This is a genomic window from Corallococcus sp. AB032C, assembly GCF_003668935.1.
Taxonomy (GTDB): Bacteria; Myxococcota; Myxococcia; order Myxococcales; family Myxococcaceae; genus Corallococcus; species Corallococcus exiguus.
Window position 1 is genome coordinate 73794 of the sequence record NZ_RAWP01000006.1, and the last position, 11798, is coordinate 85591.

At 71.2% G+C, this 11798-nt stretch carries 7 protein-coding genes; 4 read left to right on the forward strand and 3 right to left on the reverse strand.

Annotation, left to right across the window (positions count from 1 at the left end; all coding sequences use genetic code 11):
* The first annotated feature begins 78 nt into the window (after positions 1 to 78).
* A complete protein-coding gene (locus D7X99_RS43435) occupies positions 79 to 519 on the forward strand; it encodes a hypothetical protein (protein WP_233613070.1) in 441 nt (146 codons plus the stop codon).
* A 3-nt stretch (positions 520 to 522) separates the two neighbouring features.
* On the opposite strand, the gene D7X99_RS03750 is transcribed toward D7X99_RS43435, so the two are convergent.
* Complete coding sequence (locus tag D7X99_RS03750; RefSeq protein WP_121776499.1) at positions 523 to 1023, reverse strand: GNAT family N-acetyltransferase; 501 nt, start codon at positions 1021 to 1023, stop codon at positions 523 to 525.
* A gap of 166 nt (positions 1024 to 1189) precedes the next feature.
* On the opposite strand from D7X99_RS03750, the gene D7X99_RS03755 reads away from it, so the two are divergent.
* The 3 genes from D7X99_RS03755 to D7X99_RS03765 all read left to right on the forward strand — a co-directional run bounded on the left by D7X99_RS03755 (position 1190) and on the right by D7X99_RS03765 (position 8308).
* A complete protein-coding gene (locus D7X99_RS03755) occupies positions 1190 to 6871 on the forward strand; it encodes a hypothetical protein (protein ID WP_121776500.1) in 5682 nt (1893 codons plus the stop codon).
* Between the two features lie 33 nt (positions 6872 to 6904).
* Positions 6905 to 7831, forward strand: coding sequence for a CHAP domain-containing protein (locus D7X99_RS03760; RefSeq protein ID WP_233613071.1), 927 nt, complete (start codon positions 6905 to 6907; stop codon positions 7829 to 7831).
* A gap of 72 nt (positions 7832 to 7903) precedes the next feature.
* Complete coding sequence (locus D7X99_RS03765) at positions 7904 to 8308, forward strand: hypothetical protein (RefSeq protein WP_233613072.1); 405 nt, start codon at positions 7904 to 7906, stop codon at positions 8306 to 8308.
* Positions 8309 to 8322: 14 nt separating this feature from the next.
* Here the strand turns inward: D7X99_RS03765 and bla are convergent, their stop codons facing one another.
* A complete protein-coding gene (bla, locus tag D7X99_RS03770) occupies positions 8323 to 9069 on the reverse strand; it encodes a subclass B1 metallo-beta-lactamase (protein ID WP_121776501.1) in 747 nt (248 codons plus the stop codon).
* A 120-nt stretch (positions 9070 to 9189) separates the two neighbouring features.
* Positions 9190 to 11640, reverse strand: a complete 2451-nt coding sequence (locus D7X99_RS03775) for a protein kinase (protein ID WP_171805185.1) — start codon at positions 11638 to 11640, stop codon at positions 9190 to 9192.
* Positions 11641 to 11798: the final 158 nt, after the last annotated feature.

Below are 11798 nucleotides of genomic sequence, written 5' to 3' on the forward strand. Positions count from 1 at the left end.
GGGAAGCTGGGTCTGGAGGACGTGACTGACCGGGCGCACTTGCCGGGCTGGTGGGCGGGCGGTCAGGCTGGCGGGGTGATGAGGCCACATCCCTTCTGGACCCTCCTGCTGGTGTCGCTCGTGGCGGATGGTGGAAGCACGCCCTCTCGCCCGGATGCCGGGGTTCCTGCGAAGCCGGATGGGGGCGTCGTGGCAGGAGCTTCGGATGCAGGCATCCAGTGGCCCACGGATTTGCGCCCGCTCGCGACGTTGGATGGACCCGCGGTCCTGGCGGCCCATGCCGCGCTCCAGCGCGTCCTTGCCAGTTTTCCCAAGCAGGACGCGGGGGCTTGTGAGTCGTCCGCCCGTTCGTTGGATGTGGTGGTGGGCCTGGAGGGCGGCGTCTACTTCGTCCGGGTCGACCGGCGGCTCGACCGGTGTGGATGGCCCGTGGGCAGTCAGCTGGAGTTCGACTGGTTCGAACTGTACGCGGTGTCGCCCGAGGGCAAGGTCCTTGGGCGACGCGCCGTCATGCCGTAGTGCTCAGGCTGGCGGGGTGAGGTTCATCGCGTACCAGCGGTCGCAGCCGAAGTGGCCGGTGCGGCCCATGGGGGCGCAGAGCGGTTCGAAGCCGACCTTGCGGTAGAGCTTCTGGGCCTGATCCATGCCCGCCAGCGTCTCCAGGTAGCACTGCCGGAAGCCGGCGCTTCGTGCGAACTCCAGACAGTGTCTCAACAGGCGCTCGCCCATGCCGTGGCCTCGGGCCGTGGGCAGGAAGTACATCTTGCGCAGCTCGCAGACGTCCGGCGCTCCTCCGTCCAGCGGCGCGATGCCCGCGCCTCCCACCACCTGGCCCCCATGCTCCACCACGAAATACACGTGCCGGGGACGGCTGTAGGCCGCGGTCATCGCGTCCACTTCCGGGTCGTGGATCGCGAACCCCGGGCCGTCCGCTCCGAACTCGGGCATCACCGCTCGGATGACCGCCGCCACTGCCGTGTCGTCCCGGGCCTCGATGGGCCTCAACGTCAGTTCCGTGCTCATGACCTCCACGGTCCCATGAGTCACGACCGCCGGCCAGCGGCGACGGGTGTGCACCTGTGCAGCGCCCTGCACAACCGCCACGCGCCCGACGCACCCCGGTGGATTTCAATCCTGCGCCTTTCCAGGGCATTCTCCGTGGCACGGTCGTTGTAGAGGGGGAAGTTCCATGTACTGTCCTGCCTGCCGGCAAGAACGCCTGGGAAGCGCGTCCCAGTGCGTCGTCTGTGGCAATCGTCTCGCCGCCCGCGCTCGCTCCGCCATCGAGGCCGAGCTCGCGCATGTCCACTTCCTCCTGGACGAGGTGCGCCGCTGGGATGTCCACGACGTGCCGCCCATGGTCGGCCGCCGCCTCACCGAGCGCTACGAGCGCCAGGCCCGCGTCCTCCTCTCAGTCCTCACCGAGACGCCTATCGACGCGCTGACGTCCGCGCCCGTCGAGCTTCGCAACGAGGCCGTGACGCCTCCGACGATGGGAGAGGGCGCTGTCGCCCTCGGTCCCGTGACGCTTCCTACCGTGGAGGCGGCCGCAGATGAGATCCCCGTCGCGCAGGCCGCGAGCGCGGACTCCCAGGTGGCCGCCACCGCGAATGTCGTCGCGGATGACTCCGCTTCCGTTGTTCACGCTGCTGTCGTCGATGCCTCCGTCGCTCACGTTGCTGCTTCTGATGCCGCTGTCTCTGACACCGCCACTGCTTCTGACGCTGTCCCCGATGCCTCCGCGACTCCGGGTTCCACGGGCGCTTCGTTCCACTTCAACTCGCTCGACCTCATCGCGTGCCTGGGCATCGCCTCCCTGTCGGATGCCTCCGCGGCTCGCCGGCTGAACTCGGGCCGTACCTCCGCCGAGTCCCGCGCGCGGGCCGTCAACGAACAGCGGACGGCTCGCCAGTTGCCTCCGAACCCGGGCGAACCCTTCGTGGATCCGCCCGCTCCGAACAGCCGCACCGCCCGCATCGTCGAGGAGACCTCGACGTGGAGCCGCGTGTGGCGGCCGTTCCTCTACGAGAGCATCGCGTGGTTCATCGGCGCGTTCCTCATCCTCTCCGGCACGCTCTACTTCGTCTTCGAGTCCTGGGACGGGATGACGTCCGTCACCCGCTCGCTCACCGTCTTCCTCATGACCGTGGGCTACTCCGTCGGCTTCTCCGTGTGGGGCGGCTACCTCGCCCGCCGCGAGTCCCTGCGCAAGCCGGGCCGCATCCTCGGCCTCATCGGCTCCGCCGTGGCTCCTCTGGGTGGCGTCGCGCTGGGGCCCCTGGGCTTCGGTGAAGCGCTCCACCTCGACGGCGTGCGCCCCTTGCTGCTCGTGCCGCTCCTCTTCGCCTGGTCCGGCGTCGCCGCGTGGCTCGCCCGCAAGCCCATCGAGTCCTTCGACGCGCCCTCGCGCCCGTTCATCCAGCTGGGCCTCGTGGGCGCCACGCTCATCATGGGCCTGGCCCCCGTGGCCGCGCGCGTGGGCGTCCCGGCGGTGTGGCTCAACACCCTGCCGTGCATCCTCTTCTTCCTGCTGTCGAGCAAGGCCACCGAGACCCCTCGCAAGGGTGGTGCGCTCACCTTCGCGCTCGCCGCGCCCCTGTTCCTCACCGCGATGTTCGCCATCCGGTTGCATCTGGCCCTGGGCGTCGCCGGAACCTCTGTTCCTCCTGGCACCTACGCGCCCTTCGCGGCGTTCCTGCTCGCCACCTGCCTGCGCTTCCGCACGCTCGATGAGAAGCGCGCCGCGGATCCGCTCGCGGTCGTCACCATCGCGCTCCAGGTGGCCTGCCTCGCGGGCGCCATCGTCGGCACCAAGCCCGCCTTCTTCTTCACCGCGGCCATCTTCACCGGCACGCTCGTGTCACTGTCGCGCGGCCCCCTGAACCGCCTGCCGTGGCTCTACCCGGCGTACGCGGGCGCCTACTTCAGCTATGCGTCCAGCGCGCAGTTGATCCCGCACGCGCTCACGCTCCTCATCAATGCCATCAAGACGCGCATGGGCTACCCGCCCGCGGCGCCGCTGCCCTTGCAGTACGGCGCGCTGACGGCCGTCCCGTTCGTGCTCGCGGGCCTGGTGCTCGCGTTCTTCGCCCAGAGGCGCGGCGAGCGCACCGGTGACGCTCGTTCCCTGGGACTCGCGGACGTGCTCCTGCGCTGCACCACCTGGGCCGCGCCCGCGTTCGTCATCTACTCCCACCTGGGTCCCGACTCGCGGCCCTCCTTCTTCGCCACGCTCGCCCTGGCCGCGATGTCCCTGGGTGCGGGCCTGCTGTTCAAGCGCTTCCCGCTGACCGCCGTGGGCGCGGTGCTCTTCGGCCTGCTGCCCTTCAGCGCCTTCCGCGTCTACGGCGCGGCCCCCGCGGCCGTCGTGTCCGGCGTCCTCGCCCTGGGCCTCGCGGGTCTCACGTGGCGGCTCACGGACGAGCGCACGCGGCGCTTCATCTCCGCCGTGGCCGGTGTCATCGCGACGTGCGGGTTCGCCATCGCGCTGGGCATCACTCCCGTCGCCGCGCCCGTCGTGGGCATGACGCTGGGGGCCGCGGGCGTCCTGCTGGCCGCGTACCGGCTGCGCGACGAGAACTACCTGGCCTATGGCGCCTTCCTCGCGGGCGCCATCCTGCCGAAGCTGGCCGCGGCCCACTCCACGCAGGCGCTGGTCGCGGCGATGGTGGGCGGCTCGCTGGCGCTGGCGCTCCTGGGCGAGCGCGGCGGCCTGCTCAAGCGGTTCGGCGTGCCGGGCCTCCTGTACGCGGGGCTCGCGGTGGTGTGGGGCCTGACCAACCAGGTCTTCATGGGCCCCGTGCTCCTCACCGCCGCCGCGACGGTGGCGGTGGCCTCCCGCTCCTTCCCCGGTGTGCGGCCGTTCGCGGTCGTGCTCGTGGGTTTGGCGCTCCTGCCGGACGTGCCGCACGCCTACACCGCGTGGGGTCTGTCGCCGGGGCTGTCGTTGGTGCTGCTCATCGCCGCATCGCTCGCGGGCTCCATCGTCGCCGCGCGCAAGGGCAAGAGCGCGAGCACCACCACCGCGGGCATCCTCGCGCTCATCCTGCCGCTGTTGCCGGTGGCCCTGGGCCGCTCCAGTGATCAGTCCCTGTTCCTGATGGGCGCGGCGCTGGCGGCGCTCTTCACCGCCCGCACGCTGCCCGTGACGTTGGGACTGCTGCTGGCCTCCATCGAGGCCATCTTCGCGCTGCACTCGTCCGGCCCGCTGGCCCTGCTGGGGCTCGCCACGTTCCTCAGCGTCCTGGCCCTCCTGGAGGACGTGCCCGCGGTGCGGCGCATCGCCGCGGGTGGCGAGTCCTTCCGCATCGTCGCCACGCTGGGCGCGATGGTGGTGCTGGCGGACGCCTCTTTGTCGTGGGACGGGCACGCGCTGTCGCAGATGCGCGGCGCCACTCAGCTCGCGCTCATCGGTCCGGCGCTGCTGCCGCTGTTGTGGACGCGCTCGCTGCACCGGCCCTTCGCCGCGGCGCTGATGGTGCCCTACGGCGTGGTGACCCTGATGGCCTGGCACCCGCCCTTCGCGTGGGTCGCGCTGCTGCCTCTGTTCCCGCTGCTGGTGGTGCGCGTCGTGGAGCACGTGCCGGCCGCCGCCTCGCTGCTCCTGCGCTCGCGGGAGGAGGGCCCGCGCCACGAGCTGTCGATGTGCATGCAGGTGGCGCTCGCGTGCCTGGGCGGACTGGCGCTGCTGGTTCCGGAACAGGAGCTGAGTCAGCGCACGGCCCTCTTCTGCGCCATCGCGCTGGTGCCCATGACGGGCCCGCTGCCTTCCGTCCGCGTCATCGCCGCGTCCCTGCTGCTGATGTTCATCCCGGAGGCGCGGCCCTGGGCCACGGGCCTGCTGCTGGCCCTGGCGCTGGCGGACCACCACGCGCCCCAGGCCCTGGTCTCCTTCTTCCGCGGCCCGCGTGACACGGCGCTGCGTGCCTCCGCCACGGGCTCGGCCCTGGCGATCGCGGCGGTGTCCACGCTGGTGGCGCCGACCCCTGGCGCGCTGACGATGCTGGGGGCGGTGGTGCTGCTGTCCGCGTTCCTGTTGTCGCAGCGCTGGTTGCTCACGGCGGCGGTGGCGGTGTTCGCGCTCGCGCCGCTGGGCCAGACGGACGTCTTCTCGCTGGGCCAGTGGCGTCCGGAAGGCGGCCTGCTCGTCGCGGCCGTGGGTCTGGCCTCCGCGCTGCTGTCCGCGCTGTGCCAGTCCGGCGCCGTGCAGCGCACGCTGACGAACGTCACCGCGCGCCTGACCCCCGGCATCGAGGGCACCTGGAGCGAGCCGCTGTGGGCCGGCGGCTCCGGCACCGTGGCGCTGCTCGTGGGCCTGCGGCTGCTGGACGCGGGGCCGGGCGAGCTGCCCCTTTCCGTGGCGCTGGTCGCGGGCGCCGCGTCGCTGACGCTGATGGTGACGCGCGAGCGCCTGATGATGAACGCCGCCACGGCGCTGCTGGGTCTGGTGCTGGTCGCCACCGTGCCGCCGCTGTGGGCGCCTTCGATGGTGGCGGGCACGGGCCTGCTGCTGGCCGTCGTCGGCTTCGCGCTGGACAAGCGCGGCGTGGCGGTGGGCGCGGCGCTGCACAACGGTGGAGCGGTGCTGGCGCTGCTGTCACTCGCGGGCCTGCGCTCGCTCACGCACCCGGGCATGCCGCTGTGCGTGTTCTTCGCTTGGGCCACGGCGTGGGTGGTGGTGCTGCGCCGCCGCGACCGCGAGTGGGTGGGGTGGCTGGCGTCCCTCTTCGCCGTGCACGCCTTCCTCCTGAACTATGGCGCGACGCACTCCACCGGACGGGGTGCGCAGTTCCTCCTCCCGTACTTCGGCGCGGCGACGGCGCTGCTCGCCACGCTGGTGCTGTCCGTGGCGGGCAAGGCGGTGCGCGGGCGCATGGGACGGGCGTTCTCCATCATCGCCCTCACGGAGGTGCTGTTCGCGGTGCTGGCGGTGCGCTTGCCGGGTGGCGCGGCTCGCGAGGCGTGGGTGGCGTGCGGCGGGCTGGTGTTCCTGCTGTTCGCCCTGGTGCGCCACGCGGCGCGCGAGGAGGACGAAGCCTCCGCGTGGCTTGCGCAGGCGACCGTGGCGTTGGGCTACTTCTGTGTGCGCTTCATCGGCCTGAACGCGCGCCCCGACGCCGCGGACAGCCTGGTGTCCATCATGGGCGGTGCGGCCTTCATCGGCCTGTACCTCTTCGTGCGGCGCGAGGGCGCGGGCCTCAAGGCCTTCCGCCGTCCCGCCGTGGCGGGCGCGTGGCTCTTCCCGCTGGCGGGCCTGTTGACGGTGCCGTGGAGCCAGCCGTTCGTGGCGGTGGCGCTGCTCGTGGGCTACGCGGCGCACTTCGCGGCGCTCGCGGCGTGCACGAACCAGAAGGGCGCCGCGTCGACGATGTCCGTCGCGGCCTTCAACACGGCGCTGTACCTCGTGTGGCTGGGCACCGGCTCCGGCGAGCCGCAGTACTACGTCATCCCCGCGGGCCTCTCCCTGCTCCTGCTCCTGCGCGTCTTCCGCAAGAGCCTGTCGCAGGACGCCTACGCCCAGCTGCGCGCCCTGGCGGTGACGGGCATCTACGTGGCCGGCGCGTGGAAGCCGCTGCTCTTCAACGACGGCGAGGCGATGCTCCTGTGCGTGTTCCTCTGCCTGGTGGGCGTGGGGGCGGGCATCGCGCTGCGGATCCGCTCCTATGTGTACCTGGGCTCGGCGTTCCTGGTGACAGCGGTGGCCGCCAACCTGGTGCGCTTCGGCATGCGCGACCACCGCATCGGCGCCCTGTTCCTGTCGATGCTGGGCCTGCTCGTGGTGGGTTTCATGGTGGTGCTCAGCGCCCACCGCGCCACCCTGCTCCAGAAGTACGGGCGGGTGCGCGACCTGCTCGCGACCTGGGAGGGATGATCGCTGTTTGACGTAAAACGATTCCGGGGTTGAATGCGCCCGCTTTCACCCCCGGAGGACTTGTTGCTGCTGCGCCGTTCGTCGCTCGTCATCCTGATGTCGCTGGGCTGCCTGGTGGGTTGTGCGCACGTCCCGGACACCGCGCCTCGCATGGCGGTGGAACTTCCGGCTTCGGCCGTCACCCGCTCCCTTGTCGTTGAAGCGCCAAGGGGCACGGCGGTGGGCGCCGAGGGCGCACTTGGCGTGAAGGCCGAAGCGCCTCCGCCGCTGGCCTTCGTGACGCCGGAGGGCAGTGAGGGGCTGGCGGCGCTGCTGGAGGCGGATCCGCACCCGGTGCCGGAGGAGGCGGGCGTCATCGCGGCGGCGCTGGAGGCCGCGGCGCTCTTCACCGGTCCCACGCAGGGGCCGGGCGGCTTCTGGGATGAGCTGCTGCCTCCGCCGTCGAAGCTGGCGCGCGGCATCGTGGCGCGCGCGGCGCAGTTGGTGGGCGCGCGGCGGTTGGACCGCTCGGTGCCCAATGACTGTTCGGGGCTGGTGCGGCTGGCGTACCTGCAGGCCGGCATCGACCTGGTGGCGCACGGCTTCCTCGCGGGCGAGAACGCGGTGACGGGCATCTTCCGTCGCGCGCAGGTGGCGGGCGCGGTGCACCGGCTGAACCCGCGTCCGGGTGACCTGGCGTTCTTCAAGGAGACGTACGACCGCAACCGCGACGGCAAGCGCAACGACGGCATGACGCACATCGCGGTCGTGGAGAGCGTGGCGCCGGACGGCACCGTGACGTTCATCCACCGCGGGGGCAAGGGCGTGGCGCGCAGCCACATGAACCTGGCGCGCCCCACGGTGCACAAGCTGAACTCCGGTGCGCTGCTCAACGATTTCATCCGACCGGCGAGCAAGGGGATGCGCGCGTACCTCGCGGGCGAGCTGTTCGTCGCGTTCGCTTCGCCTGGAGGTTTGTAGTCTCACGGCAGTCGCAGGGGACGCACGGCGAGCGCGTTTGAATTCATGCGCGGGTGTGGCGTCATCCCGCGCATGAGACTGCCCCTGCCGCTGCTCCTCGGAAGCCTGTTGCTGTCGTCCGGCTGCCTCGTGGCGGAGACGCGTCCTTCGCGTCCGCATCCGAGGCCGCCGCCGCCGTCACGCCCCGTGGCGATGAACTACGACGAAGCCGTGCGGCGCGGGTTCGACCAGTGCCGTTCGCGCGGCTACCGCTGCGACCTGCAGGAGGCGAAGCTCACCGGCAACAACGTGTGGAAGGTGAAGTTCCGCGTGGATGGCCGGGGCGAGAAGGGCCACCTGCACCTGGACTACGACGCGTACTCGCGCAACCTCATCAAGGTGAACGACAAGGTGAAGGACAAGGGCCGCGACTGGGACGACGACTGGGACGGCCCGGGGCGTGGCAAGAAGAAGGGCCACGCGCACCGGGACGACTGAAGCACCGCGCGTTTTCAGCGCGAGGTCTTCTTCAGCAAGGCTTCGGTGTGGTCGAGCAGCTCCGGTCCGCCGGGCTGCTCATGTCCGGGGATGATGATGCGGGCGTTGGGGAAGTGCTCACGCTCGCGCTGGAGACTCGACGGCCACGCGGCGACGTCCGCGTCCTCCAGGTTGCCCAGGTTCTTGGCGCGGGCGTCCTTGATGAAGCAGCCGCCATAGAGGATGCCCGACACCGGGTGCATGACGACGAGGTTGTCGGGCGAGTGGCCCGCGCCGGGGAAGAACACGGACAGCGGTCCGAAGTCCTGCGCGTCCGTCAGCCGCTTCGAGGGAACGGGGTTGCCCTGCTTGCCCGCACGGAGCGCGGTGTCCTCGCGAGCGTGGACGGGGATGCCCTGCGCGTCGAGCGTTGGGATGCCGCCAGTCCGGTCGAGGTGGAAGTGCGTCACCACCGCGGCGCGCACCGGATGGTGGAGCGTGTCGCGGGCCCAGGTGAGCAGCGCCTGGGAGTGCTCTGGCGTCCAGCCGGTGTCGACGAGGATGGACGCGTCACCGTCCTCCACGAGGAGCCCGTTCGCGGTCACACCCGCCCAGTCCCCGCTCGCTTCCGTGACATGCATCCACACGCCAGGCGCCATGCGCCGCACGCGCACGTCCTTCGCGAGGACGAACTCCTCCTGGGAATGGGGAGGAGGCACGAAGGGCGTGGAGGCACAGGCCGTGAGGAGGAGCAGGAGAGGGCCGCAGCGCAGTGGATTCATGAGACTCCAGAAAGGGGAACGCAGGGGAGTCCCGCCGCGAGTGCAAGATGGATGCACAGCGGACTCGCGGGGATCGCGTGGCCTGCGTGCCACACGCGCGTCCGCGGAGCCACGCTGGGCTCAGGGCGCGGACTTCTTCTTCAGGTCTTCAATGGCCCGATTGAACGTCTGCGGGTTGCAGGCCTTGCCGCCGGGAGGGCTTCCCGCCGCGCGCGTGAGGGCGGGCAGGGCGGCCGCGTTGCCCAGGCTCGCCAGTCGCAACGCTGCTTTCGTGCGCACGCCGCAGTCGCCGGACTCCAACGACGTGGAGTAGAGCCCCACCAGGTCCAGGCCCGCGTTGTCCTTCGCGTCCAGATAGCGCAGCGCGCCCCACTGCTTCGTCGAGGGAGTCCCTTTGGCCAGGGACTCGAGATGGGAACGCACCGTCGTGGCGGGCAATGCCTCCAGGGCCCTGCGCGCGGAGAGGTCCTTCTCGTTGTCCCCGAAGTCCTCGGCCAGTCCGTCCAGGAGTCGCATCTCTGGAGCCTCCCGGCCTGCCTTGTCCAGGCCCAGGATGAGGGCGTGCTCCTCGTTGTGCGCGCCCACCGCGTGCTTCACCACCGCGCGTAGCAGCGTCGTCTCCGCGCTCTTCGGCACGTCCGGCGCATCCATCCGTTGGAGCGCTTCCTTGGGCTTGCCGTCCTTCATCAGGGCTCGCGCCTGCACCAGCGGATCATTCGCGTGCGCCATCCAAGCGGCACCCGCTGCCACCAACGCCAATACACCCGCGCCACCAGCCACCACGCGCGGACGTTGACGCAGGAAGGCCAGGCCCTGGCCCGCCTTCGTTCGCAGGCCCGCCAGCGGTGACGGCTTCGCACCGGAGCCGGGGATGCCCAGCGCCGCGCCGAACGGCGAGCCCTCCGTCGCTCGCGTCACCCGGTACAGCTGCACCTTCTCATCGCGTCCGGGCAGGGGAATGGTGCCGCAGGGCTCGGCGGCGGCCTCGGCGCGGTTTCGCACCATGTTCACGGCTTCGGTGAAGGTCACCTCGTCCGCGGCGGCCACGTGCTCCACCGCCTTCACGACCTCCATCGGCTCGCCGAGCACCGAGTCGTTCGTCACCAGCACCTCGCCCGCGTGCAGGCACACGCGGACGTGGAGCTGGTGCTCTTGCGGCACCGTCTGGTTGTAGCGCCACAGCGCCTGCTGCATCGCCATGCCGCAGCGGATGGAGGCGCTGGGGGCCCGGAAGACCGCGACCAGTGCGTCTCCGCGCTTCTGCACCAGCTTTCCGTCGTGCTCGCGCACCAGCGGCGTCAGCAGCCGGTCGTGCGTGTCCAGCATCCGCGCGTTCTCCTCGTGCGTCTGCCGGCTCATCCGGTCGGTGAAGCCCTGGATGTCGGTGAGCATCACCGTCACGTTCTGCGCCTTCGTCACCACCGCGCCGCCCGTCACCGCTCCCAGCGGGCCCGTCAGCCGGCCCGTCATGCCGAACGCCGCCGTGCCCGTGCGCGGCGCGGTCTGCACCGGTGGCGCCGTCACCGAGGGCGCAGCCTGCGCCACGCCGAACGCCGACGTGCCGGAGCCCGGGCCCGCGGGCGCGGGATTCACGCCGAACGCCGCCGTGCCCGAAGCCGGGACGGCTGGCGCCGCCGGGTTCAGTCCGAAGGCGGACGTGCCGGCGGAGGGCGTCGCGTTCGCGTGGACGATGGGCGTGCCCTGGCTGGGGGTGAACGCCATCAGCGCCGCGTGCGCCAGGCCCAGCGCTTCCGCCAGCTCGTTCGCCGTCTGCGGGCGCTTCGCCGGGTCCTTGTCCAACAGCCGCATCACCAGCGCCAGCAGCCCCACGTAGCGCGACAGCTGCGGCGCCGCGCGATCCAGCTGCAGCGGCGCGTGCGAGGCGTGCTGCGACAGGAAGTGGCGCGGTGAAGGTCCGTCGAACGGCAGCCGCCCGGACAGCACGCGGTAGGCCAGCACCCCGAAGGAGTACAGGTCGCTGCGCGTGTCCACCTTCGCGCCCACGGCCTGCTCCGGAGACAGGTACTCCGGCGTGCCCAGCACCACGCCCACCTGGCTGAGCGCGCTGCCCGCCTCCGGCTCCACCAGCCGAGCGATGCCGAAGTCCAACAGCCGCGCCTGTTCCCCGCGCGCGGACGGGGAGATGAGGACGTTCTCCGGCTTCAGGTCGCGGTGGATGATGCCCTTGTCGTGGATGGCGGCCAGCCCTTCCGCCAGCTGCTGGAGCAGCGCCAGCGCGCGGGGGGCGAGCAGCGGGCCGCCCTGGAGCGCGTCGTAGAGGCTCTGCCCCTCCACGAACTCCATGACGAGGCACGCGGCGTCGCCGGACTGGCCGAAGTCCACGATGCGCACCACCGCCGGGTGCTCCACGGCGGAGAGCAGGCGCGCTTCGCGCTTGAAGCGCTCGGCCATGCCGGCCTGGGCGTGCAGATCGTGGTGCAGGACCTTGATGGCGACCTTGCGGCCCAGGGAGACCTGCTCACCCAGGTACACCTCACCCATGCCCCCGGAGCCCAGGGGCTTGAGAACCCGGAATCGACCGTCGAGGACCAGTGCGTCGGGGGCCAGCACGGCGCGGCATATTGCACGGCTTCCGCTTTGGGCGCATGACGTTCCTCCTGGACGGAATCACCTGGGAAACGCCTGGGTACGCCATGCCCCGCCGCCTGCCGTCCTACCGAGGGTTTGCCTAAAAATTCCAGGGCTTAGGGGTCATGGTAGCCTCCCCA